Source organism: Actinomadura sp. KC216 (assembly GCF_004348535.1).
Taxonomy (GTDB): Bacteria; Actinomycetota; Actinomycetes; order Streptosporangiales; family Streptosporangiaceae; genus Spirillospora.
Genome location: NZ_SMJX01000046.1, coordinates 1 through 23,122, shown reverse-complemented (window position 1 = coordinate 23,122; position 23,122 = coordinate 1). Strand labels below are relative to the sequence as shown.

22 protein-coding genes are annotated in these 23,122 nt (G+C 73.5%); 14 read left to right on the top strand and 8 right to left on the bottom strand.

Going from position 1 to position 23,122, the window contains the following annotated elements:
* The first annotated feature begins 53 nt into the window (after positions 1-53).
* Positions 54-458 (top strand): SRPBCC family protein, encoded by a 405-nt coding sequence (locus E1264_RS10825; protein ID WP_132172220.1) that lies wholly within the window; start codon positions 54-56, stop codon positions 456-458.
* A 110-nt stretch (positions 459-568) separates the two neighbouring features.
* Complete coding sequence (locus E1264_RS10820) at positions 569-1,261, top strand: hypothetical protein (protein WP_132172218.1); 693 nt, start codon at positions 569-571, stop codon at positions 1,259-1,261.
* A gap of 19 nt (positions 1,262-1,280) precedes the next feature.
* On the opposite strand, the gene E1264_RS10815 is transcribed toward E1264_RS10820, so the two are convergent.
* On the bottom strand, positions 1,281-2,198 hold the full coding sequence (locus E1264_RS10815; RefSeq protein WP_132172216.1) for a class I SAM-dependent methyltransferase: 918 nt from the start codon (positions 2,196-2,198) through the stop codon (positions 1,281-1,283).
* Between the two features lie 249 nt (positions 2,199-2,447).
* Positions 2,448-3,056 carry a dihydrofolate reductase family protein gene (locus E1264_RS10810; protein ID WP_132172214.1) on the bottom strand — a complete coding sequence of 203 codons (609 nt, stop codon included), beginning with the start codon at positions 3,054-3,056 and terminating at the stop codon, positions 2,448-2,450.
* 181 nt (positions 3,057-3,237) lie between these two features.
* Between E1264_RS10810 and E1264_RS10805 the strand changes: the two genes are divergently transcribed.
* On the top strand, positions 3,238-4,974 hold the full coding sequence (locus E1264_RS10805) for a sulfatase (RefSeq protein WP_165964117.1): 1,737 nt from the start codon (positions 3,238-3,240) through the stop codon (positions 4,972-4,974).
* A gap of 8 nt (positions 4,975-4,982) precedes the next feature.
* Entirely contained in the window at positions 4,983-6,587 is a 1,605-nt protein-coding gene (locus E1264_RS10800; RefSeq protein ID WP_207935843.1) for a phospholipid carrier-dependent glycosyltransferase, read from the top strand.
* Here the strand turns inward: E1264_RS10800 and E1264_RS10795 are convergent.
* From E1264_RS10795 to E1264_RS10785, 3 genes are read right to left on the bottom strand one after another with little or no spacing between them, the layout of a single operon-like run.
* Entirely contained in the window at positions 6,572-7,156 is a 585-nt protein-coding gene (locus E1264_RS10795) for a peroxidase-related enzyme (protein WP_132172210.1), read from the bottom strand. The two genes, E1264_RS10800 and E1264_RS10795, sit on opposite strands and share 16 nt — an antisense overlap.
* Positions 7,157-7,208: 52 nt before the next feature.
* Positions 7,209-8,021 (bottom strand): SAM-dependent methyltransferase, encoded by an 813-nt coding sequence (locus tag E1264_RS10790; protein ID WP_132172208.1) that lies wholly within the window; start codon positions 8,019-8,021, stop codon positions 7,209-7,211.
* A gap of 30 nt (positions 8,022-8,051) precedes the next feature.
* Positions 8,052-9,608 (bottom strand): FAD-dependent monooxygenase, encoded by a 1,557-nt coding sequence (locus E1264_RS10785; RefSeq protein ID WP_132172206.1) that lies wholly within the window; start codon positions 9,606-9,608, stop codon positions 8,052-8,054.
* A 117-nt stretch (positions 9,609-9,725) separates the two neighbouring features.
* Between E1264_RS10785 and E1264_RS10780 the strand changes: the two genes are divergently transcribed.
* The 6 genes from E1264_RS10780 (at position 9,726) to E1264_RS10760 (ending at position 13,643) form a co-directional block, all read left to right on the top strand.
* On the top strand, positions 9,726-10,571 hold the full coding sequence (locus tag E1264_RS10780) for a DUF4129 domain-containing protein (RefSeq protein WP_132172204.1): 846 nt from the start codon (positions 9,726-9,728) through the stop codon (positions 10,569-10,571).
* Entirely contained in the window at positions 10,568-11,062 is a 495-nt protein-coding gene (locus E1264_RS10775) for a hypothetical protein (protein ID WP_132172202.1), read from the top strand. Before E1264_RS10780 ends, E1264_RS10775 begins: the two co-directional genes overlap by 4 nt.
* Complete coding sequence (locus E1264_RS45225; protein ID WP_243710857.1) at positions 11,047-11,622, top strand: AAA family ATPase; 576 nt, start codon at positions 11,047-11,049, stop codon at positions 11,620-11,622. The genes E1264_RS10775 and E1264_RS45225 overlap by 16 nt, the downstream gene beginning before the upstream one ends.
* Positions 11,619-12,029: a MoxR family ATPase gene (locus tag E1264_RS45220; protein WP_243710856.1), complete on the top strand. Its 411-nt coding sequence runs from the start codon at positions 11,619-11,621 to the stop codon at positions 12,027-12,029. Before E1264_RS45225 ends, E1264_RS45220 begins: the two co-directional genes overlap by 4 nt.
* Before the next feature lie 85 nt (positions 12,030-12,114).
* A complete protein-coding gene (locus tag E1264_RS10765) occupies positions 12,115-13,320 on the top strand; it encodes a DUF58 domain-containing protein (protein WP_132172200.1) in 1,206 nt (401 codons plus the stop codon).
* Positions 13,317-13,643: a hypothetical protein gene (locus E1264_RS10760; RefSeq protein WP_132172198.1), complete on the top strand. Its 327-nt coding sequence runs from the start codon at positions 13,317-13,319 to the stop codon at positions 13,641-13,643. The genes E1264_RS10765 and E1264_RS10760 overlap by 4 nt, the downstream gene beginning before the upstream one ends.
* Here E1264_RS10760 and E1264_RS10755 read toward each other — a convergent pair.
* Together E1264_RS10755 and polA are read right to left on the bottom strand one after the other, a co-directional pair.
* Positions 13,591-14,091, bottom strand: a complete 501-nt coding sequence (locus E1264_RS10755) for an inorganic diphosphatase (protein ID WP_132172196.1) — start codon at positions 14,089-14,091, stop codon at positions 13,591-13,593. The two genes, E1264_RS10760 and E1264_RS10755, sit on opposite strands and share 53 nt — an antisense overlap.
* Positions 14,092-14,139: 48 nt before the next feature.
* Positions 14,140-16,827 carry a DNA polymerase I gene (gene polA, locus E1264_RS10750; protein ID WP_132172194.1) on the bottom strand — a complete coding sequence of 896 codons (2,688 nt, stop codon included), beginning with the start codon at positions 16,825-16,827 and terminating at the stop codon, positions 14,140-14,142.
* 63 nt (positions 16,828-16,890) lie between these two features.
* Here polA and E1264_RS10745 point away from each other — a divergent pair, with 63 nt between their 5' ends.
* On the top strand, positions 16,891-17,730 hold the full coding sequence (locus E1264_RS10745) for an LLM class F420-dependent oxidoreductase (protein WP_132172192.1): 840 nt from the start codon (positions 16,891-16,893) through the stop codon (positions 17,728-17,730).
* Between the two features lie 73 nt (positions 17,731-17,803).
* On the opposite strand, the gene E1264_RS10740 is transcribed toward E1264_RS10745, so the two are convergent.
* Positions 17,804-19,315: a M20/M25/M40 family metallo-hydrolase gene (locus tag E1264_RS10740; RefSeq protein ID WP_132172190.1), complete on the bottom strand. Its 1,512-nt coding sequence runs from the start codon at positions 19,313-19,315 to the stop codon at positions 17,804-17,806.
* Positions 19,316-19,573: 258 nt separating this feature from the next.
* Between E1264_RS10740 and E1264_RS10735 the strand changes: the two genes are divergently transcribed.
* From E1264_RS10735 to E1264_RS10725, 3 genes are read left to right on the top strand one after another with little or no spacing between them, the layout of a single operon-like run.
* Entirely contained in the window at positions 19,574-22,225 is a 2,652-nt protein-coding gene (locus tag E1264_RS10735; RefSeq protein ID WP_132172188.1) for a nitrate- and nitrite sensing domain-containing protein, read from the top strand.
* Positions 22,222-22,665, top strand: coding sequence for a roadblock/LC7 domain-containing protein (locus E1264_RS10730; RefSeq protein WP_132172186.1), 444 nt, complete (start codon positions 22,222-22,224; stop codon positions 22,663-22,665). The genes E1264_RS10735 and E1264_RS10730 overlap by 4 nt, the downstream gene beginning before the upstream one ends.
* A 13-nt stretch (positions 22,666-22,678) precedes the next feature.
* Entirely contained in the window at positions 22,679-23,053 is a 375-nt protein-coding gene (locus E1264_RS10725; RefSeq protein WP_132172184.1) for a DUF742 domain-containing protein, read from the top strand.
* Positions 23,054-23,122: the final 69 nt, after the last annotated feature.

The window sequence follows — 23,122 nt, the reverse complement described above, 5'->3', positions numbered from 1 at the left end:
GTACGGTGAGAACATACGCCACCGTATGGAAAGGCCGGAACATGGTCTACAACATGCACGAACGCTTCATCCGCGCCGAGCCCGATCGGATCTGGGAACTGCTCGCCGCGATCGGTTCCGAGGACGACAGGCTGTGGCCGGAGGGGAGCGGAACCTTCCGGCTGCCCGAGGGGCTCGCCCCCGGCGCCCCGGTCGAGCACTCCTCGCTGCGCTACCGCGTCCAGACGGTGGAGCCCGGCCGCAGGCTCTGGTTCGACACCGGCAAGCAGCTCAGCGAGGGGCACGGCTTCACCCTGATCGAGCGCGACGGCGGGACGCTCGTCCGCCACGAGCTCAAAGGCCGCACCGGCGGGCTGTTCCGGCTGATGTGGCCGCTGATGATCCGGCGGCAGCACGACGTCGTCATCGAGCTGGTCCTCGACAACCTGGAGCGGGAGGTGGCGCGCGCCGCGCTGTGACATCTCCCTCCCGCGGGCCAGCGGGCTCCGCCGCGCGGGGGAAGATCGGCCCGGCGGGCCGCTGCGACCGTGTGGGAGGCGGACGAAGGACGTCCGCGGAAGGGATCCACATGTCGCGGAATGGACGTGCACTGGCCGCCGGGCTCGCCGCGCTCGGCGCGGTCGTGACGGCGGCGGGGGCGAGCACGGTCGCGGTCGCGAGCGCGGCGGCGGACGACGGCGCTCCGCCGAAGGCCGGGGCGCCGCGGGCGGCCCGGGAGGCCCACGTGACCGGGGACGCGTGGCTCAAGTACCCGGGCGACCCCGAGTACCCGTACCGGCGGTTCATCGTGGACGCGCACGGCGGGCCGTGGAAGATCGTCGGCGGCAAGATGGTCATGGGCGCCGCGCGCGGGACGGTGAAGTTCGACCACTACGCGCCGGACGTCCCCGGCGGGCCGCCCAAGCACCACTGGGGCTGGATCAAGGTCGACTACGTGATGGCGTCCGGGCCGGTGGCGGTCGTGTCCGGGATCCGGCAGGACGACGCGCACGACATCCCGCCGAACCAGAAGCGCGCGAACCTGACGTTCTACCAGTCGCCGCGCGGCCACCGGTTCGACCGGATGGGGTTCTCGTGGGGCGTCGTGTTCCCGCAGTGCCAGCAGATGGGGACCGGGCCGGCGCCGTTCAGCGAGAACAGCCCCGGCCCGTTCGGGAAATGGCTGAAGGGCTACACGGTGAAGGACGCGCCGCTCCAGCTGCCGTCCGGTGGCTTCGAGCCGCCGGACAGCCCGCCCGACTGCTCGTTCGCCGACGAGTAGCCCGCGCCCCAGGGGCAGCTCACGAACCGGGGTTCCGGCGGCGGACGACCCTCGGCAGCGCGGTGAACGACCGGCCGACCTTGAAGCTGACCGAGCCGCGGACGTCGGCGAGCTCCGCCCGGGTGCGGGCGAGGCGGTCCTCCAGGCGGGCCGCCTTCTCCTGCGACCTGGCGAGCCGGTCCTTCAGCCGCTGGACCTCCCCCGACGCCGCCCACCTGCCCTTGACGCGGATGAGGCGGCGCCCGGCGACCCGCTGGATCTCGTGCCAGACGTTGTCCTGGCCTCCGAGCCACTCCAGGAGGTCGTCCTGCAGCGTGTCGGCGTCGCCCCAGGTGCCGTAGAGCTTCTGCGTGGTGACGCAGACCGGGCGCAGGCCGCTCACGGCCACCGCCTCCCAGACGGCGGCGGCCACGCCTGGGGTGTGCTCGGACCGGTAGTCGTCGCACACGATGACGCCCGTGTCGGGCAGCATGACCCGCGCCGCCTGGATGTCGCCGCGCACATGCTCGTAGAGGTGGGACGCGTCGACGTGCACGAACCGGCAGCTCTCGGGTTCGACATGGTCCAGGATCACCGAGGTCGGCGCCTGGATGATCTCCGGCAGCCGGTCGTGGAAGGCGCGGTAGTTCGCCTCGAAGGCGGTGCGGGTCAGGCTGGCGTACGAGCCGTTCATCTCGGCCTGGTTGGAGTCGTCCGGGGCCTCGGAGTCGAAGAGGTCGCAGACGGTGAAGGTCTCCTCCGGGCGGCGGTGGCGGCCCATGAGGATCGCGCTCTTGCCGAGGTAGGAGCCGAGCTCCACCAGGTCACCGGTCTGCCCGAGGCGCTCCTGGCGCTCCAGGAACCAGGTGAACAGCATCTGGTCGATCTTGGGGAACCAGCCCTTGACGTCGTCGAGGGCGGTGGGGGGCGCGGGGGGCGCGGTCTCTTGCCTGGTCATGCGGGTGACAGCTCCAACGTCATCGTGGTCGAGAGCGAAGGAGACGAAGGGGCGACCGCGCCCTCCGTCGTGCCCGCGCCCCGTTGGCGGGTTTGTACGACGCTGCCGGATTGACGGGATCCGGGAGCCGCCATGATAGGCGACATGGGCGATGTCGCAATCCGCAACCGCCGCGCTACTCGTCCGGGAACCCCCTGACTTCCCCTGTCTTGTCGGCGATGCGGCTCATTGGTCCACGCCGGCGGGGCGTCATCCGCGCGGGGCGGAGACCTGGTAGGTGATGTGCGTGACGAGGCCGCTGTGCGACACGGCGGTCTGTTCGAGGCCGATGTCGCCGACCCCCTCGAACAGCCGCGCGCCGTCGCCGAGGACCATCGGCGCGATGTGCAGGCGCAGCTCGTCGATCAGCCCGGCCGCCAGGTACTGGTTCACCGTCTGCGCGCCGCCGCAGACCGCGACGTTCCGGTCCCCCGCCGCCTCCCGCGCGCGGGCGAGCGCCGCCTCGATCCCGTCGGTGACGAAGTGGAACGTGGTGCCGCCCTTCATCGGCACCGGCTCGCGCGGGTAGTGGGTCAGGACGAACACCGGGGCGTGGTAGGGCGGCTCCTCGCCCCAGTAGCCGTTCCACTCCAGGTCCCACTCGCCGCGCCCGGCGGTGAACATGTTGCGGCCCATGATGAACGCGCCCGCGTCCACGATGGCCTCGATGACCTCGGCGTTGGCCTCGGCCTCGGCCTCCTCGAACATCCAGCGGTGCAGCAGCTCGCCGCGGTCGCCGATCGGCTCGTCCACGCGCTGGTTCGGGCCGGCGGCGAAGCCGTCCACGGAGATCGCGATGTCGCAGGTGACCTTGCTCATGTCGGTGCCTCCTATCGGGCGCCCCTCCGGCGCCGCTCATCAGTTGGTCGGAGCCGTGCCCACGTCCTCGACATCCGCACGAGAAAATTTTGGAAGGAGATTTCGCCGAGGCGCTCCGGAAGGGGTGATGGCCCCGCCCGGTGGTCGGTGGAAGCGTTGAACCGGCGGCCGCGCGGCGCCCGTGCTGTTGGGTGCCGCCGGGCGGCGGCCGGGACCGACTGGGGAGGACGCGCTGACCACCGACAGCCGCGCGGAGCGGGACGAAGCGGAACGAGACGGGACCGCCGAGGACGCCGAGACCATCGACGGCCCGCGCCGGTGGCGGCGCGCCGCGGCGCGGGCGGGCACCGTCGCGGCGTTCCTGTTCGTGCTGGCCGCGCTCGTCCTGCCGGACGAGTTCGGGCACCTCACCCCGGCGGCGTTCGTGCGCGTCCCGGTGGAGGGGATCGCGGGGGTCGCGCTGATCCTCGCGGTACCGGAGCGGGCGCGGCGGTCCGTGGCCCTGGCGGCGGGCGGGCTGCTGGGCGTGCTGACCGTCCTGAAGGTCATGGACATCGGCTTCGACGCGGTGCTGGTCCGGCCGTTCGACCTGGTGCTGGACTGGCCGCTGCTGCGTCCGGCCGTGGAGTTCGTCGGGGGGTCGGCGGGACGGGCCGGGGCGATCGGCGCCGTGGCCGCGGTCGTCGTGCTGATCGTGGGCGTGGTGGTGCTCATGGCGCTGTCGGCGCTGCGGCTCGGCCGCGTCGCCGTCCGGCATGGCAGGGCGGCGGCGTGGGCGGCGGCCGTCCTGGGGGTGGTCTGGGTCGTGTGCGCGGCGTTCGGGGTGCGGTTCGTGGACGGGGTGCCGGTCGCGGCGCGCAGCGACGCCGTCCTCGCCTACGAGCACGCGCGGCAGGTCCGGGACAGCCTGAACGACCGGGAGGAGTTCGCCAAGGCCGCCGCCGTCGACGCGTTCCGCGACACGCCCGGCGACAGGCTGCTGGCGGGCCTGCGCGGCAAGGACGTCGTGCTCGCGTTCGTGGAGAGCTACGGGCGCACGGCGGTGGAGGACCCGCAGTACGCGCCGCAGGTCGGCGCCGTCCTCGACGCCGGGACGCGGCGGCTCCGCGGCGCCGGGTTCGGTGCGCGCAGCGGCTGGCTCACCTCGCCGACGGCGGGCGGCGGGAGCTGGCTCGCGCACGCGACGCTGCTGTCCGGGCTGCGGGTCGACAACTCGCAGCGGTACCGGACGCTCGTCAACAGCGACCGGTTCACCCTCAACCGGGCGTTCGGCCGCGCGGGCTCCCGGACGGTCGCGCTCATGCCCGCGATCACGCGCGCCTGGCCCGAAGGGGAGTTCTTCGGCTACGACAAGGTCTACGACAACCGCAACCTCGGGTACCGGGGGCCGCGCTTCAGCTTCGCGACCATGCCCGACCAGTACACGCTGTCGGTCATGCAGCGCACCGAGCTCGCCAAGAAGGACCGCGCTCCCGTGATGGCGGAGACGGCCCTGGTGTCGAGCCATGCGCCGTGGGCGTCCGTCCCCCGGCTCGTGGGATGGGACCAGGTCGGCGACGGGTCGGTGTTCACCGGCATGGGCAAGGGCTACGACGCGGCGTGGCCCACCGGCGGGCGCGTCCGCACCGAGTACCGCAGGTCGATCGAGTACACGCTGAACACGCTCGTCTCGTACGTGGAGACCTACGGCGGCGACGATCTCGTGCTCGTCTTCCTCGGCGACCACGAGCCCGCGCCGCTGATCACGGGCCCCGACGCGGGACGCGACGTGCCGATCACGATCGTCGCCAAGGACGGCGCCGTCCTGGACAGGATCTCCGGATGGGGCTGGCAGGACGGCCTCCGCCCGGCGAAGGACGGCCCGGTCTGGCCGATGAGCGCCTTCCGCGACCGGTTCCTGACCGCGTTCGGCGGGTGAGGCGAGGGGTGGCGCGCCGTCACCGGCGGTGGGCGGTCGCCCTCGTCGTGGCGGCGCTGCTGGCGGGGATGGCCTTCGCGATGGTGTCCACGGCGGTGCGGCAGACCCCGACGATCGACGAGCCGGTGTACGTGGCCGCGGGCGTGAGCTACCTGAAGGAGCACGATCTCCGGCCGAACGCGGAGCATCCGCCGCTCGGCAAGCTGCTCATCGGCGCCGGGGCGCTGCTCACCGGGCCGCGCACCGGCCCGGCGTCCGGCGGCGACCAGCAGGCCGCCGGTCGGCGGCTGCTGTACGAGTCCGGCAACGACGCGCAGGGGCTGCTCCTGGCGGCGCGGCTGCCGGTGATCGTCCTGACGCTGCTGTTCGGGCTGGTCGTCTTCGCCTTCGCCCGCGACCTCACCGGCTCCGGCGGCGGGCTCGTCGCGCTCGCCCTGTACGCGTTCTCCCCCGACGTCATCGCGCACGGGTCGCTGGCCACGCTCGACGTGCCGATGGCCGGGTTCCTGCTCACGTCGGCGTGGCTCCTGTGGCGGGCGCGGGAGCGTCCGCGGCTCTGCCTCCCGCTCGCCGGGGCGGCTCTCGGCGCGGCGGTCGCCACGAAGATGAGCGCGCTGCCGGCCGTCCCGGTGCTGCTGGGGCTGGCGGCGCTCTCGGTCTGGTCCGCGCGCGGCCGCTCTGGACGGCGCATCGTGGACGGCGTCGCGTGGGCGGCCGGGGCCGGGCTGGTGGCGGTCGCGGTGGTGTGGGCGTCCTACCTGGCCGTGGACCCGCGGCTCCGCTGGGCGCCGCCCCCGGGCATCCCGGACGTGGGCGGGCTGCGCGGCCTCGCCGCCGCCTGGATGCCCTTCCCGGCGCCGTTCCGCGACGGCATGCGCATCCAGTTCGGCTTCGAGGACCTGCGCTGGACGGGGTTCCTGTTCGGCGAGGTCTACGTCGGCTCCCGCTGGTACTACCTCCCGGCCGCTCTGCTGGTGAAGACGCCGCTGGGGATGCTCGCGCTGTGGGTGATCGGGACCGTCGCGCTGTGCGCGGTGCGGCGGCTTCGCCCTGCCGCGCCCTACGTGCTCCTGCCCGCCGCCGTGGTGCTGGGCGCGGCGATGGCGGGCTCGCGCGATCTCGGCGTCCGGTACGCCATCGCCGTTCCGATGTTCCTGGCGGTGGCGGCGGGCGCGGCTGCCGCGCTCCGCGGGCGGTGGACGCTCGCCGTGACGGGCGCGCTCGTGCTGTTCGTCGCCGTCAGCTCGCTGCGGGCGTACCCGTTCTACCTCCCCTACTCCAACGAGGCGTTCGGCGGCCCGTCCAAGACCCATCTGCGCCTGCACGACTCCAACGCCGACTGGGGCCAGGACCTCGGCCGTCTCGCCGACCGGCTCCGGGACCGGTACCCGGGCGAGCGGGTGTGGCTCGCCTACAAGGGCAGCGGCGTGCCGTCGTACTACGGCATCCGCGCGTCCGACCCGCTCGCCGTGCCGCCCGGGCGGGTGCGCGGGCTGCTGGTGGTGTCCGACAGCTGGATCGCCAAGTCGGACCCGCGGCTGACCCCGCTGATCGCGACGAGCGAGCCGGTCGACGAGGTCGGGCACTCCATCACCATCTACCGCCGCCCCTGATCACTTGGCGGGCCGCCAGGGCCGCCAGGGCCGCGCGGGCCCGTGTAGCCGTGGGCGACGAGGCGTTCGGCCGCGTGGGCGTAGGCGGACGGGTCGGGCGGGAGGCTGGTGCCGAGGCCGTCCACGTAGCGGTTGTACATGCAGAACGCGGCGGCGACGAGCACGGTGTCGTGGATCTCGACGTCGCCGGCGCCCGCCGCGCGGGCCGCGGCGATGTGCTCGGCGCCGACCTCCCGGCCGCCGCGCTGGACGGCGGCGGCGATCCCGAGCAGGGCCCTGAGCTTCTCGCTGACGGGCGCTGTAGACGGGTCGGCGTGGACCTGCTGGACGAGCGTCATACCGCCGTCCAGCTGCGCGGCGGCGCACGCACCATGGGACCCGGCGCAGAAGCGGCACCCGTTCAGCTCCGACACGTACGACGCGATCAGCTCCCGCTCGCCGCGCTCCAGCGGGCTCGGGCCGCGCAGCAGCGCCTCCGCGAGCGCGCTGAGCGGGCCCGCCGTCTCGGGCCGGTATCTGAGCAGGGACGGCAGGCCGGGGACGGCGTCGTCCAGGTCGATGTGCGCCACGCGACGGCCTCCACGGAAGATCGGATGTTCCCCGATCCTCCACCGAACGCCGTCACCCCGGAAGTTTTCTGGCCACTCCACAAAAGGTCATGGTCTCCTGCGGCTCGCCCCAGGGGTTCGGCTCGGGACGCCACCGCGAGCACGACACGACCCCCGGCTCCAGCAGGTCCAGGCCGTCGAAGAGAGCCTCGATCTCCTTGGAGGTCCTGGCCTTGATGGGGTGCGGGGTGCCGCTCTCGTTCCAGGCGCTCATGGCGGTGCGGGTGGCGTCCACGTCCAGGCAGGCGTGCGACAGCGCCACGAAGCTCCCCGGCGCCAGCGCCCCGACCAGCCGCGCCAGGATGCTCCGCACCTCGTCGTCGTCGGTGATGAGGTGGAGCAGGGCGAGCATCATCAGCCCGACCGGCCTGCCGAGGTCCAGGGTCGCGGCGGCCTCGGCGAGGACGCGGTCCGGGTCGCGGACGTCCGCGTCGACGTAGTCGGTGGCGCCGCCCGGCGCGCTGGTGAGCAGGGCCCGCGCGTGGACGAGCACGAGCGGGTCGTTGTCGACGTAGACGACGCGGGACTCCGGCGCGACCCGCTGCGCGATCTCGTGCGTGTTGTCGACGGTCGGCAGCCCGGTGCCGATGTCGAGGAACTGGCGGATCCCCTCCTCGCCCGCGAGGTGCCGGACGCAGCGGCCGAGGAACAGCCGGTCGGTCCGCGCCGCCGCGACGATTCCCGGCACCTGCCGCGCGACCCGCTCCCCGGCCTGCCGGTCGACCTCGTAGTGGTCCTTGCCGCCGAGCCAGTAGTCCCACACCCGCGCCGAAAGGGGCCTGTCCATGTCCATATGGGTTGGGCGTCCGGCATCGTCCGTCGTCATGCGGCTCCTCCTTCGCGGGGATGACCGACGCTACACCGGACGGCCACAGGCCCTGTCAAGGACCCCTGCGACGGCGGCGGGATCGTAGGACGGGAGCACGCCGGCGAGGTGCCCGTCCGGGCGGATGACGTGGACGGTGTCCGGCCCGGCCCGCAACGCCTCCCGCAGAACGCCTTCGGTGTCGATGTCGTCCAGCGCGTGCACGCGGTGCGGGACATCGGTCGTGAGCTCCGCCGGGTGCCGCTTCGCGGTCAGGACGACGAACGCGGTGCCGAGCAGGCGCCGCAGCCGGGTGGGCTCGCCGGACACCGCGCACGGGCCGTCCTGGCAGAGCACGCCCGGCACCGGCGGGCGGACGGCCCCCGGCTCGCGCGGGAAGCCGTCGAGGGGGCCGGACGGCGTCGTCAGCGGCGAGTCCAGGTACCAGAACGGCTCGGCGAGGCGGCCCGAGTCGATGCTCTTGTGGGCGCCGGGGTCCGCCCTGGCCTTCTCCAGCAGCTCCAGGCGGCGGGCCCGCTGCCCGGGCGTGTGCGGGACGAGGAACTCCATCGTCCGGGTCGTGACGCGGAGGTTCTCCCCCGCCGCCGCCCGCCGCTCGGTGTCGTAGCTGCGCAGCAGCTCCTCAGGTGCCCACCCGCGCCGGACGAACGCGAGCTTCCACGCGAGGTTCTCCGCGTCCTGCACGCCCGAGTTCAGGCCGCGGGCGCCGAACGGCGCGTACAGGTGGGCGGCGTCCCCGGCGAGGAACGCGCGGCCGGACGCGAACGTCGCGGCGCGCCGCTCGTGGAACCGGTACACGCTCGACCACACGACCTCGTACGGGACGTCCCCGACGATCTTCCGGATGCGGGCGTCCAGCGCCCCGGACGCGCGCTCGGCGTCGAGGTCGTGGTCGGCGGGCACCTGCCAGTCGATGCGCCACGTCCCGTCCGGGCACTGGTGGACGAGGACCTGCCGCCCGGGGTTCCACTCGGGGTCGAAGAAGAACCGCCGCTCGCTCGGGAACGGCAGCTCGGCCCGGATGTCGCAGATGAGGAACCTGTCGGCGAACGTGCGCCCGGGGAAGGGGATGCCGAGCAGCCGCCGGACGGTGCTGTGCCCGCCGTCCGCGCCGACCGCGTGGGTGCCGCGGACGGGCTCGCCCGCGTCCACCTCAACGCCGCGCTCGTCCTGGCGGAGCCCGGTCACGGGCCGCCCGTACCGGACGTCGGCGAGCGGCTCGGCGTCGGCGAGGTCGCGCAGGTGCGCCTCGACCTCCGCCTGCGAGATGTTGAGCCACGGCGGCACGGCGCTCCGCCCGGCCTCGGGGAACGTGACGGAGAACAGCTCGTGGTCCCGGTAGTAGGTGCGGCCGGTCGTCCAGGTCACGCCGCGGGCGATCATCCGCTCGGCGCAGCCGACCCGGTCGAGGACGTCGAGGACGTCCCGCTGGAAGCAGATGGCCTTGGACCCGGACGGGTCGCGCCGCGCCGCGGCCTCCAGCACCACGCTCGGCACGCCGTGCCGGGCCAGCAGCAGCGCGGTGACCAGGCCGACCGGCCCGGCGCCGACGATCACGACCGGTTCGCCGTCACTCCAGGAGCTCACCCCTGAGATGTGCGCCGCCCGCCCGTCCCCGTAAACCTCCCCGAGCCGGGCGGCGGCTTCTGGCCGGGGGCGGCCATACTTGATCAAGCCGGGGCGGGGCCGTGCGCACAATGGCGTATGGCTCCCCTCCACCGGCCGACCCGCCGGGAGTTCGGCAGGGCGGGCGCGGCGGCGCTCCTCCTCGCGGCGGGCGCGTTCGGGGTGCGAGGGCTCGCCGACCTGTGGCGGGATCTGTCCGTGCACCGGCCCTCGACGCCGTCGCTGATCGCGTTCGCGGTGCTGGAGGCGGTCGCCGCCGTGCTGGTGGCCGCCGCCTTACGCCGGCCCCGCGACGGGCCGCGCGAGCCGGTGTTCGCCCGCTGGACGAAGGTCCGGGCGGCGGCCTTCGTGCTCCTCGTCGTGGGGCTGCCGATCGTGCTGCTGGCCGTCGCGTTCGCCAGGACCGAGGCCGAGCCCGTGATCATCCTCCCGAGGGTGGAGGAGCTGCCGGAGCGGGAGCCGGAGCCGTGGGACCCGTTCGACCCGGTGACGATCCTCGGGGTGGCGGTCCCGGCCGTCCTCGTGCTCGCCGTGACCGCCGTGGCGGTCTGGGCCGTCGTCCGGCGCCTCCGGAACAGGCTCCCCGTCCCCGCCGTGCCGCCTCCGCCGGACCGGTTCGAGGAGGCGGTCGCGGTCGGGAGCCGGGCGCTGCGGGCGGGCGACGACGCGCGGGCCGCCGTGATCGCCTGCTACACCGCGATGGAGGGCGTCCTGGCGGAGGCGGGCGCCGCCCCGCGCGACAGCGACACCCCGGCCGAGGTGCTGGCCCGCGCCTCCGGCTCCGGGCTGGACGGGCTCGCCGCCGCGGCCACGCTCACCGCCCTGTTCCGCGAGGCCCGCTACAGCGTCCACCCGGTGACCGAGCGGCACCGCGCGGAGGCGCTGGCCGCGCTGGAGTCGCTCCGCGCCCGGAGCCGGGCATGAGGGCCGCCGCGCTCGCGGGGGCCGCCGGGTGCGGTCTCGCCGCCGCCTACGTCGCCGCCGGGACGGCGGGCCTGGTCGTCGCGGCGGCCGGGCTGGCGGTCCTCGGGCTGGTCGCCGCCCGGGCGGCGATGCCCGCCGCGCTCCCGCCCCGCCGGGCCGCCCGCGCCCCGGACGAACCGGACGAGCTTCGGGAGTACCCCTCGTACCGGCGGGTCCGCGAGGCCGTGTCGTGGTCGCAGGTGTCGCCCCGGCACTTCGGCTCGGTGACCAGACCGCTGCTCGTGCGGCTGTTCGCCGCCGCGCTGGCCGAGCGCCACGGCGTCGACGTCCACCGCGAACCCGCGCGGGCCAGGGAACTGGTCGGCGACGACGTGTGGCCGTTCATCGACCCGGACCGTCCGCGCCCCGCCGGCACCGCCGCGCCCGGCCCCGACCTCGCCGGCCTGCGAACCGTCGTGAACCGACTGGAGGAACTGTGGCCGAACGACTGACGATCGACTCGCCCGCCGCCGCGGCGGCGCGCTGCCGGGACGTGCTCGATGAGGTCGAGAAGGCCGTCGTCGGCAAGCGCGCCGCGGTCGAGCAGGTGATGACGGGGATCCTCGCGTCCGGCCACGTGCTGATCGAGGACCTGCCGGGGCTCGGCAAGACGCTGCTGGCCAGGACGTTCGCCGCCGTCCTCGGGCTGGAGTTCGCGCGCGTCCAGTTCACACCGGACATGCTGCCCGCCGACCTGACCGGCGCGGCCGTCTACGATCCCCGCACGTCCGACGTGGTGTTCCGGCCCGGCCCGGTGTTCACGCAGTTCCTGCTGGCGGACGAGATCAACCGGACGCCTCCGAAGACCCAGGCCGCGCTGCTGGAGGCCATGGAGGAGCGGCAGGTCAGCGCGGACGGGGAGACCCGTCCGCTGCCCCGCCCCTTCATCGTGCTGGCCACCGACAACCCGATCGAGTACGAGGGCACTATCCGCTGCCGGAGGCGCAGCTCGACCGGTTCGCGCTGCGGATCCGGCTCGGCTACCTCAGCTCCGCCCAGGAGAGCGAGATGATCTCCCGGCGGCTGGCCCGCGGCGCGGCCCCGCCCGCCCTGCGCACGCTGGCGGGGCCGCACGACGTGCTCGCCATGCGCGAGTGCGTCGAGCGGGTGCACGTCGACGAGGCGATCGTCCGGTACGCGGTCGCGCTCTCGGCCGCTACGCGCGAGCACTCCAAGGTGACGGTCGGGGCGAGCTCGCGGGCGACGCTGGGGCTCGTCCAGGTGGCGCGGGCGCATGCGCTGCTCGCGGACCGCGATCACGTGCTGCCGGAGGACGTGAAGGCCGTCGCGGTCCCGGCGCTCGCGCACCGGCTCGTGCTCCAGCCGGAGATGTGGGTCCGGGGGGTCGGCGGCGAGGACATCGTCACCGAGATCCTCGGCCGGGTCCCCGTGCCGCGCGCCGCGGACCTGCCCGCATGAGCCCCCACCCGCCGCGGGCTCGCCGGACGCGCTCGCCCTGGCATGGCGGCCCGCGCCCGTCGCGCACGCCCTCGCCACGCTCGCCGTGCTGGCGGCCCTGGCGGCGCTGCTGCTGTCCCGCCCGAACCTGCTGCTCCTGGCCGCCCCGCCGGTCGGGGTGCTCGCCGCGGGCCTCGCCGCGCGGCGTCCGGACGCCGTCGCCGTCCGGGTCTCGGAGCGCCCCCGGCGGTGCTTCGAGGACGGCGCCATCGAGATCACCGTCGCCGCCGACGCCGGCGGCCCGGTCGACGAGATCGCGCTCCGCCTGGCCCCGGTGCCCGCGTTCGGCGTCGAGCTCACTGCCTACACGGAGGACCACGCGGCCGGGACCGCGCGGGCCGAGTTCGCCGTGCGGCCCCGGTACTGGGGCCGCCACACGCTGCCCGCGCTCGTCGTGGACTGCCGCAGCCGCTACCGCGCCGGCCAGGCCAGGACGGCGATGCCGCTCGGCGAGATCAGCGTCTATCCCGCCGGGCCGCCCGTCCGTCCCCGGCTCGTGCCGGTGGACCTGCTGCGGCGGCTCGGCGACCACGCCGCCCGCGCCGCCGGGTCCGGGACGGAGTTCGCCGGCATCCGCCCCTACCTGCCGGGCGACCGGGCGCGGGACGTGAACTGGAAGGCCAGCGGGCTGCGCGGACGGCTGCACGTCACGACCCGCGCCGACCAGCGGCAGGCCGAGGTGGTCCTCGCCCTGGACGCCTACACCGACCTCGGCGAACCTGGCGGGACGCTGATCGACCGCGCCGTGCGCGGCGCGGCGGCCGTGGCGACGGCCTACCTGCGCGGCGGCGACCGGGTGGGGATCGTCGCGTTCGGCGGCGCCCTGCGCTGGCTGGCGCCCGGCCAGGGCGAGCACCACTTCTACCGGCTCGCCGAGGCCGTCATGGACGCCCGGGACGCGGGCGGCGGCGCCACCTCCGACCTCCGCCGGGTGCCCCGGACGGCACTGCCGCCCGGCGCGCTGGTGATCGTGTTCTCGCCGCTGCTCGACGACCGCGCGGTGCGCACCGTCCAGGACCTCCGCCGCCGCGGCACGCCCGTCGTCGTCATCGACACGCTCGACCGGGAGCCGCCGGGCGGCGGGCGCGCGGAGTACCTGGAGCTGTCCCTGCGCCTGTGGCGGCTCGACCGGCGGGCGCTCCGGCACGGGCTCGCCGATCTCGGCGTGCCCGTGGTGCCGTGGGCGCCCGGCGAACCGCTGGACGTCGTCGTCGGGTCGTTCGGGCACCGGGTCTCGGGGCGGCACTCGTGATCCGCTTCCGGCCCGGCCCCACGGCGGCGGCCACGGCCGTTGTCGTGGCCGCCTGCGCGGTGTGGGACCCGGGCGTCCCGGCGGCGGCCGCCACCGGGCTGCTGGCGACGGCGCTGCTGCTCGGCGCGGACGCCGCCGGCGCGCACGGCGGCGCGGCGCGTCACCTGCCGCCGCTGATCGCCGGCGGCTCCTGCACCGCGCTGGTCGCGGCCGTGCTCGTGCTTCCGGACGCGTCCGGCGCGCTCGTCGTGGTGGCCGGGATGGCCGCGCTCACCGGGGCGTTTCTGCTGGCCTGCTCCTGGCGCGTTCGGCGGCCTCGGTGATCGTCCGCTCGGCGATCTGCTTGTCCTGCCAGCCCCGCACGTCGGAGCCCTTGCCCGGTTCCAGGCTCTTGTAGATGTCGAAGAAGTGTCCGATCTCGTCGAGGATGTGCTCGTGCACGTCCCGCAGGTCGCGGATCTCGCGGTAGCGGACGTCCCGCGCCGGGACCGTGAGGATCTTGGCGTCGGGCCCGCCCTCGTCGTGCATCCAGAACACCCCGACGCTGCGGACGGTGATCTCGCAGCCGGGGAAGGTGGGTTCCTCCAGCAGCACCATCACGTCCAGCGGGTCGCCGTCCTCGGCGAGCGTGTCCGGGATGTAGCCGTAGTCGGCCGGGTACTGGGTCGAGGTGAACAGCATCCGGTCCAGCCGGATGCGGCCGAGCCGGTGGTCCATCTCGTACTTGTTCCGCGATCCTCGCGGGATCTCCACGATCATGTCGATGTCCATCGGTTTCCCTCCCCGGGATGGCCCTGCCCGGCGGGGCGGGCTCGATCGTCAATGGGCGGCGGCGTCCCAGTCTGGGCCCGTGCCGATCGCGACGTCCAGCCCGACCGACAGCGGATACGCGGTGGTCATCCGGTCGCGGACGATCTCCTCCACCGCGTCCCGCTCCCCCGGCGCGACCTCCAGGACGACCTCGTCGTGGACCTGGAGGAGCAGGCGGCTGCGGAGCCCGGCGGCGGTCAGCGCCCCGTCCACCCGAAGCATAGCGATCTTGACGATGTCGGCGGCGGAGCCCTGCACCGGCGCGTTCAGCGCCATCCGCTCGGCGGTCTCGCGGCGCTGCCGGTTGTCGCTGGTCAGGTGCGGGAGGTAGCGGCGGCGGCCGAGGAGCGTCCGGGTGTAGCCGGTGGCGCGGGCCTCGGCGACGACGTGGTCGAGGTAGTCGCGGACGCCGCCGAGCCGCTCGAAGTAGGCGTCCATCAGCGGGCGCGCCTCCCCCATCGGGATGCCGAGCTGCTTGGCCAGCCCGAACGCCGACAGCCCGTATGCGAGCCCGTACGACATCGCCTTGATCTTGCGGCGCATCTCCGGGGTGACGGCCTCCGGCGCGACGCGGAACACCTGCGCCGCCATCGAGGTGTGCAGGTCCTCACCGGACTCGAACGCGGCCAGCAGCGTCGGGTCCTGCGACAGGTGCGCCATGACGCGCAGTTCGAGCTGGCCGTAGTCGGCGGTCATCAGCGACTCGTACCCGGGTCCGGGCAGGAACGCGCGGCGGATGCGCCGGCCCTCCTCCGTCCGGATGGGGATGACCTGGAGGTTCGGCTCGATGGACGAGAGCCGCCCGGTGGCCGCGACCGTCTGCTGGAACGTGGTGTGGATCCGGCCGTCCACGCCGATCTCCCGGATCAGCCCGGCCACGGTCGTGCGCAGCCGCGCCTGGTCGCGGTGCCGCAGCAGGATCTCCGGGAGGCCGTTGTCGGTCTGGGTGGCGAGCCAGGTCAGCGCGTCCACGTCGGTGGAGTGCCCGGACTTGATCTTCTTGGTCTTCGGCAGCCCCAGCTCGCCGAACAGCACCTCCTGGAGCTGCTTGGTCGAGCCCGGGTTGAAGGGGTGCCCGGCGATGTCGGCGGCGTCGTCGGCGGCGCGCTGCATCGCGGCGGCGAAGTGCTTCTCCAGTTCGTCCAGCAGGCCGGCGTCGACGTGGACGCCCGCCCGCTCCGCGCGGGCGAGCAGGCCGGACAGCGGCAGCTCGACGTCGCGGAGCACCTCGTCCATGCCGGTGGAGGCGAGGTCGGCGGCGAACTTCCCGGCCAGGTCGAGGACGGCGCGGGCGTTCAGCATCAGCCCGGCCGCGCCCTCGGCGGACGGGCGGCGGCCCAGGTGGCGCCCGGCGAGGTCGGCGATCCCGTAGGCGGCGAGGCCCGGCAGGAGGAGGTAGGCGGCCAACGCGGTGTCGGTGGCGACGCCGTCGAGGCGCCAGCCGCGCTCGCCGATGACGCGCAGCAGCGACTTCACATCGTGGAGCGCCTTCGGACGGCCGGGATCCGCCAGCCATTCCGCGAAGGCGCGCTCGTCGTCCTCGGTGAGCCGGGACGGCTCGAACGACGCGGCATGGTCGTCGCCGGTGGCGAGGGCGATCCGGGTGATGTCGCCCGCGCCGCGCTCCCACGTGCAGTCGGCGGCGAGCCCGGTCAGCCCGGTCGCGCGGGCCGCCAGCCAGGGCGCCAGCTCGCCCGGCTCCAGCTCGCGGCCCTCGATCGTCTCCGGTTCGGCGGCCTCGGCCGGGCGCCCGCCGCCGGGATCGGCGGCGAAGAGGCGCTGGCGGAGGCTGGCGTTGCGGAACTCCAGCTCGTCCAGCAGGGACGTGAACGCGGACAGGTCGTAGGGCCGCCGCCGGAGGTCGCCGAGATCGACCGGAAGGTCCAGGTCGCGGACGAGCTCGGTCAGCCGCCGGTTCAGCCGCACGGTGTCGGCCGCCGCGCGCAGCTTCTCGCCCGCCTTGCCCTTCACCTCGCCGGCGCGGTCCAGCAGCGCGGCGAGGGAGCCGAACTCGCGCACCCACTTCGCGGCGGTCTTCTCGCCGATGCCGGGGATGCTCGGCAGGTTGTCGGACGGGTCGCCGCGCAGCGCCGCGAAGTCCGGGTACTGCGCCGGGGTCAGGCCGTACTTCTCCTGCACGGCGGCGGGCGTGTAGCGGATCATCTCCGACGCCGTCCGGTAGAAGTAGAGGACGGTGACGTTCTCGCTGACGAGCTGAAGCACGTCCCGGTCGCCGGTGACGATCAGCACCTGGAGCCCGTCCGCCTCGGCCCGGACGGTGAGGGACGCGATGACGTCGTCGGCCTCGTAGCCGGGCGCCCGCAGGACGGGCATGCTCATCGCGGCCAGGAACCGGTCCAGGATCTCCAGCTGGCTGCCGAACTCGTCCGGCGACTTCGCCCGCCCGGCCTTGTACTCGGGGAACGCCTCGGTGCGGAACGTGCGGCGCGACACGTCGAACGCGACGGCCGCGTGCGTCGGGCGCTCGTCGCGCAGCGCGTTGGCCAGCATGTTCGCGAACCCGTACACGACGTTCGTCGGCTGGCCCGCGGTGGTGCTGAAGTTCTCGACGGGCAGCGCGTAGAACGCCCGGTAGGCCAGGGAGTGGCCGTCCAGGAGCAGCAGGCGGGGCCGATCCGTCGAGCGGAGCTCGTCCTCTGAATGGCGGTGGGTGGGGGCTGGAGGACGGTCGGTCATGGGGTCATCCTGGCAGGTGGGTACGACGGCATGAAACGACCGGACGAGGTGTTAGGGCTGCACATGACCAAGACCCAACTGGGGCGCCTCGGTATCTGGCGCCCGTGGAACCAGCTCGACCCGGCGCTGGCCAAGGACGTCGAGGACCTCGGCTACGGCGCGATCTGGGTCGGCGCCTCGCCCTCCGGGGACCTGGACGACGTCGGACGACTGCTGGCCGCGACCGACCGCATCGTCGTGGCGACCGGGATCGTGAACATGTGGAAGACGCCGGCCGAGGAGGTCGCGGCGTCCTACCACCGGCTCAACGACGCGCACGGCGGGCGGTTCCTGCTCGGCGTCGGGATCGGCCATCCTGAGCGGACGCGGGAGTACCGCAGCCCGTACGAGACGATCGTCCGCTACCTCGACGACCTGGACGCCGGGAACGTCCCGGCGGAGGGGCGGGTGCTCGCCGCGCTGGGGCCGAAGGCGCTGCGGCTGGCGGCGGAGCGCACGGCGGGCGCGCACCCGTACCTGACCACACCCGAGCACACGCGGCACGCGCGGGAGGTGCTGGGCGGCGAGCCGCTCCTCGTCCCGGAGCAGAAGGTCGTGGTCGACTCCGATCCCGCCCGCGCCCGCGCGCTGGGCCGGCGGACGCTCGCGCGCTATCTCCCGCTGGGGAACTACGTCGCCAGCTTCAAGCGGCTCGGCTTCACCGATGCCGACGTGGCGGACGGCGGCAGCGACGCGCTCGTGGACGCGGTCACCGCGCACGGCGACGCGGCGGCCGTGGCGGCGCGGCTGACCGGCCATCTGGACGCGGGCGCCGACCAGGTGGCCGTCCAGGTGCTGACCGAGCCGGGCGGCGATCCGCGTCCGGCGCTGCGCGCGATCGCCGAGACCCTGCCGCCGCGCTGAAAAGCGCTGGGAAAAAGGATGAGGGACGCACCCTGCGGGTGGCGGGCGCGTCCCTCAAGCCGATCCGGCCCGGTTACCGGGTCGCGTAGTGACCGAGGTGGTCAGGCAGGGTGCGCTTGGCGGGCGCCTGGCGCCGGGCGAACTCGTTGCCGTTGACCGTCAGGGTGCTGAGGGCGAACCCCTGGGTGACCGCCGCGGCCGCGTCGATCATCTGGTCGAAGCCCTTGAGGTCGACGTTGCCGTAGGTGTCGCACTCGGAGTGGTAGCACGGGTCGTAGGCCTTGCCGGCCTCGCCGCCGTACACCTTGGCCTGCTCGGCCGTCTTGATGCCCTCCGCGCCGGTGAACAGGCCGCCTGCGGGGATGCCCACGGTGATGAAGGCGTTGTAGTCCGACCGCCCGTTGAACGCCGACTGGTCGCTGGCCAGCTTCTTGCTCGCGAAGTAGTCGTGGAACGCCTTCTCGATCGCGCCGGAGCCCGCGGGCGGCGGGACGGTGCTGCCGCCCGTGCTGTTGTCGCCGTCGTAGACGAACCGCACGAAGTTCGGCGACCCGATCATGTCGAAGTTGAGGTTCAGCGCGATCTTGTTCCGCTCGGCCTCGGGGAGGTTGTCCACGTAGTACTGGGATCCGAGCAGGCCTTCTTCCTCGGCACCCCAGAACGCGAACCGCACCTTGTTGCGGAGCTGCTTCGCCTTGAGCTTGTTGATCTGCTTGGCCATCTCCAGCAGCGCCGCGATGCCCGACCCGTTGTCGTTGATGCCGGGGCCTTCGAGGACGCTGTCGTTGTGCCCGCCGAGGACCACGACGTTGTCGGGGTTGCCGCGCGGGGTGTCGGCGATGACGTTGGCGGCCGTGCGCTTCTCGGTGAACGTGTCGGTCTTGACGTTCAGCGTCACGCCGCCGTTCTGCGCCTGCTCGACCAGGGCCTTGCCGACGGCGTTGGTCGGGCCGACCACCGGGATGCCGTACGGCTTGGTGAGCGTGCCCGCCACCGGGCCGGGCTGGTCGGGGAGCTGGTAGATCACGACGGCGCTCGCGCCCGCGGCGACCGCGTTGTCGGCCTTGACCGAGAAGAAGCACCCGCCGCGCTGGATCAGCGCGATGTTGCCCGTGGGGAAGCCGGCGAAGTCGTCGGCCTCGCACCCGCTGCCCAGGCCGGTCGCGCCCGGGTCGACGGGGCTCGCGGCGGCGGTGACGTTGCCGGCGCCCGAGTACTGCAGGGTCTGGAAGTCGGTCCCCGGCGTGAACGTCTTGGGCGCGGGCGCCGTCTGGGCGAAGGCCGGTTCGGAGACCTCCTGCCAGAAATCGAACGCGAACTGCTGGACCGTCGGGCTGTATCCGGCCCGTTTGAGCTGGTCCGCAAGGTACTTCACAGTGATCACGTTGCCGGGAAGTCCGGCGGCGCGGTTGCCGCCGTTGGCGTCGGAGATCTTCTGCAGGTTGTTCTGGTGGTGACGGACGTTCTTCAGCGTCACCAGGTCGGCGAGCACCGGATTGTTCGGTGCGGCCTGGGCCTGGGCTGCCGCCAGCGTGGTCGCGGCGAGAGACAGCCCGAGAAACGTTGCGAGCGCGGCTCTGCGCATGACTCGGTCTCCGTTGGTGGGGGGACGAAGCATGCCGCAGCCTTGCACGACGACATTTCGCACAACAAGTCACATCTCTCACATAACTTCGGCCAACATCGGCCTCGGCCGAATTCGGAAAGTGAGCGCGGCGTCGCGGTACGCACACCGGAACGCCCCGACTTGTCCTAAATCGGTATCGCCTCTGGCTTTCCGCACGTCAGCGTCTATAGGCTCCGTGCACTTCGGTGATGACCGATATACGCATGGGAGTGACCAGTGGGGAAGTCGGAGGCAGCGGGCACGCTGCGCGGGCGTCGGCGCACCTATCCGATCTGGCGCAGGATCGCGCTGCTGCTCGCGGTGCCGCTGACCGCGCTGTTCGTGCAGTGGGGCATCCCGGCCTCCGTCACGGTGTCCAACGCGCTCCAGCGCTTCGACTTCTCGACCGTGTACAACAACGTCGCGGTGCCGGCCACGCAGGTGACCGAGACGCTGCAGGAGGAGCGGGCCGCCGCCGTCCAGTTCCTCTTCCGCTTCAAGATCGCGGACCGGCAGCGCTTCGGCGACCTGGTGGCCAAGACCGACGCGGCGGTGGCCGCGTTCCGCAAGCAGGCCCTGTCGTCCGACACCCGGGGCGCGATGGACGACACGATGGAAACGCGGGTGCGCAAGCTCAGCGACGCCTACAACCACCTGATCACCCTGCGGGAGCGGGTCGGCATCGGCGGCACCACCCCGCTCGGCGCGATCGAGGGGTACAGCCAGGTCGCCGACATCACGATCCGGCTGCTGACCACCCTGGTGAGCATCGACGACCGGACCGTCTACCTGCACACGACCGCGCTGCTGCACAACTTCTGGGCCCGCGAGTTCATGCTGCGCGAGCACGCGCTGCTGTCCTCGCTGCCCGAAGGGCAGATGAGCGCGAGCAACCGCGCGGCCTTCGCCGCATGGTCGGAGGCCCGGATCCAGTACTTCGAACTCGGCCGCGCGCAGTCCTCGGGCGAGATCGAGCAAATCATGTACGATCTGGCGAACTCGGGGGAGTTCACTGCATATACGACTCTGGAGAACAATGTCGTGAACAACGGCATCGTCCCCGACCCGGCCGAGTGGCGCGCCGCGATCGACGCGCTGCGCCCGGCCTGGGCGAGGGACGCCGCGAAGGCGGAGTCCGTGGTGAACAACACCGATGTCAAGCCCGCCGGCCGCCGGATCATGCTCCAGTTCTTCGTGATCGGCGTGGTCGGGCTGCTCGGCGTGGTCGCGTCGGTGATCCTGTCGCTGCTGTTCGCGCGGCGGCTCAGCGCCGAGCTGCGCGAGCTGCAGGAGTCCGCGCAGCGGCTGGCGAACGAGCGGCTGCCGCGGGTCGTGGCCAGACTGCGCCGCGGCGAGCAGGTGGACGTGGAGGCCGAGTCGCCGGCACCGGTGACCGGACGGACGAAGGAGGTCGCCCTGGTCGGCGAGGCGTTCGGCACCGTCCAGCGCACCGCGGTCGCCACCGCCGTCGCCGAGTCCGACCTGCGCGCGAGCATCAACCGGGTGTTCATCAACCTGTCGTGGCGGAGCCAGTCGCTGCTGCACCGCCAGCTCAGGCTGCTCGACCAGATGGAGCGGCGGGCCGCGGGGCCAGAGGAGCTCGACGACCTGTTCCGCCTGGACCACCTCACCACCCGCATGCGCCGGCACGCCGAGGGCCTGGTCATCCTCGCCGGGTCGCCGACCGTCCGGGCCTGGGACCATCCGGTCGCCGCCGAGGACGTGGTCCGCGCCGCCGTCGCCGAGATCGAGGACTACACGCGGGTGGAGCTCAGCGGCACCGCCGCGGTCGCGGTGACCGGAGACGTCGTCGCCGACATCATCCACCTGCTCGCCGAGCTGATCGAGAACGCGGCCGTGTTCTCCCCGCCCACCACCGAGGTGACGGTCAAGATCGAGACGGTCGCCAACGGCCTCGCGGTCGAGATCATCGACCGCGGCATCGGCCTGCACCCCGACGAGCTGGACCAGCTCAACCTCCGGCTGGAGGGCGGCGGCGAGTTCGACCTGATCGACACCGAGCGGCTCGGGCTGTTCGTCGTCGCGCGGCTGGCCGCGAGGCACGGCGTCAAGGTGTCGCTGCAGCCGTCCGCGTACGGCGGCACGACCGCGGTCGTGCTCATCCCGCACGCGCTGGTCACGCTGGACGACGACCTGGCGCGCGGCTCGATCCCGGGCACGGCCCGCACGATGGTCGCCGCCATGGCCACCGCCGACGGGCGGCAGCGGCTCGGCCGCCCCGCCCGCCCGGCGATCCCGGCCCCGATCGCGCGGCCACAACCGGACGACATGCTGGAGGACCCGCAGGATGGGCCGCCGTCCGGAGCGCCGCCGATCGTGACGTCGCCGTCGCCCACGCTCGACCAGCCCGCGCCGTGGTTCGACGACAACCCCGCTCCATACGAGGAGCCCGCGCCGCAGTACGACGCGCAGTACGACACGCCCGCATACGACACGCCCGCATACGACACACCCCAGTACGAGCGGACTCCCTCGCTCGACCCGCCCGCCGTCGCGTTCGAGCAGCACGCCGTGGCGTTCGACCAGACGGGCGCGTCCGACCCCTACGACTCGTACGGGTCGCACGGGAACCGCCCCCGGCCGCCCGCCGGGGACGACCAGCCGGTCGAGGCGGAGTCCAGCGAGGTCACCGGCAGGCTGCCGCGGCGCGTCCGCCAGCGCAGCCTCGCCCCGCAGTTGCGCCGGGGGCCCGCCCCCGAGCGCGCCGAGCCCGCCGAGGTCGCCGCGCCGGACGACGACTTCGACGAGCCCAGCCCGGAACTCAGCCGCGCCCTGATGTCCTCACTACAGTCGGGATGGTTGCGCGGCAGGGTCATGGACGACGAACCGGAAGAACCCGGTCCACGCGATGAATGGGGGGAACGATGACGCAGCAGGGCCACGCGTCCGGCGAGCTCGACTGGCTGCTCGAAGACCTGGTGCAGCGGGTCGGTGAGGTCCATCAGGCCGTCCTGCTGTCCAGGGACGGCCTGGTGATGGGCGCGTCGAGCGGCGTCACCCGCAAGGACGCCGAGTTCCTCGCGGCGCTGTCGTCGGGGTTCCACAGCCTCGCCAACGGCGCCCGCGAGCACTTCAAGGCCAAGCAGGTGCGGCAGACGGTCGTCGAGCTCGACGGCCTGCTGTTCTTCGTCATGCCGGCCGGCAACGGGAGCTGCCTGGCGGTGCTGAGCGACGCGGGCGGCAACGCCGGGCTCGTCGCCTACGAGACGACCATGCTGATCAAGCGGGTCCGGCGGCACCTGGCGACCTCGCCGCGCGCCGCCGCCGAGGGCCAGGATCCGACGCTGCGTACGGGCGCCTCGGGCTGAGGCTGAGGCCGCCGTGGAGACTCCCAGAGAGCGCTGGGTCGGGCAGGACGCGGGCCCGATCGTCCGGCCGTACGCGATGACCCGGGGGCGCACCCGTCCCCGGGGGATCGTCATCGACCTGGTGACGATCCTGGTCGCCACCGGCCGGACGCCCGGCGAGCGGGTGTGGCTGTCCCGCGAGCACCGGCGGCTGCTGGAGCTCTGCGCGCGGCCGTCCACCCCCGCCGACCTCGCCTCGGAGATCGACCTGCCCTTCCGCGTCGTCCAGATCCTCCTGGAGGACCTGTTCCAGCACGGACTGATCGAGGAGACGACCCGCACCGAGCAGCCCGACCGCCCCGACCCTCGAATCCTGATGAGAGTGCTCGATGAACTTCGCCGCCTCTAACCGCGCTTCGGGCGAAGCCCGGGGGGTCTGGGAGCCAGCTCCCGGGAACGAGCCCGCACCGCCACCGCC

What these genes read in the sequence shown, in the direction of transcription:
- E1264_RS10775 (WP_132172202.1), top strand. Translation starts at nt 10,568, where the DNA reads ATGAGGGCCGCCGCGCTCGCGGGGGCCGCCGGGTGCGGTCTCGCCGCC.
- E1264_RS10745 (WP_132172192.1), top strand. Translation starts at nt 16,891, where the DNA reads ATGACCAAGACCCAACTGGGGCGCCTCGGTATCTGGCGCCCGTGGAAC.
- polA (WP_132172194.1), bottom strand. Translation starts at nt 16,827, where the DNA reads ATGACCGACCGTCCTCCAGCCCCCACCCACCGCCATTCAGAGGACGAG.
- E1264_RS10755 (WP_132172196.1), bottom strand. Translation starts at nt 14,091, where the DNA reads ATGGACATCGACATGATCGTGGAGATCCCGCGAGGATCGCGGAACAAG.
- E1264_RS10825 (WP_132172220.1), top strand. Translation starts at nt 54, where the DNA reads ATGCACGAACGCTTCATCCGCGCCGAGCCCGATCGGATCTGGGAACTG.
- E1264_RS45220 (WP_243710856.1), top strand. Translation starts at nt 11,619, where the DNA reads ATGATCTCCCGGCGGCTGGCCCGCGGCGCGGCCCCGCCCGCCCTGCGC.
- E1264_RS10740 (WP_132172190.1), bottom strand. Translation starts at nt 19,315, where the DNA reads ATGCGCAGAGCCGCGCTCGCAACGTTTCTCGGGCTGTCTCTCGCCGCG.
- E1264_RS10810 (WP_132172214.1), bottom strand. Translation starts at nt 3,056, where the DNA reads ATGAGCAAGGTCACCTGCGACATCGCGATCTCCGTGGACGGCTTCGCC.
- E1264_RS10790 (WP_132172208.1), bottom strand. Translation starts at nt 8,021, where the DNA reads ATGACGACGGACGATGCCGGACGCCCAACCCATATGGACATGGACAGG.
- E1264_RS10780 (WP_132172204.1), top strand. Translation starts at nt 9,726, where the DNA reads ATGGCTCCCCTCCACCGGCCGACCCGCCGGGAGTTCGGCAGGGCGGGC.
- E1264_RS10820 (WP_132172218.1), top strand. Translation starts at nt 569, where the DNA reads ATGTCGCGGAATGGACGTGCACTGGCCGCCGGGCTCGCCGCGCTCGGC.
- E1264_RS10815 (WP_132172216.1), bottom strand. Translation starts at nt 2,198, where the DNA reads ATGACCAGGCAAGAGACCGCGCCCCCCGCGCCCCCCACCGCCCTCGAC.
- E1264_RS10730 (WP_132172186.1), top strand. Translation starts at nt 22,222, where the DNA reads ATGACGCAGCAGGGCCACGCGTCCGGCGAGCTCGACTGGCTGCTCGAA.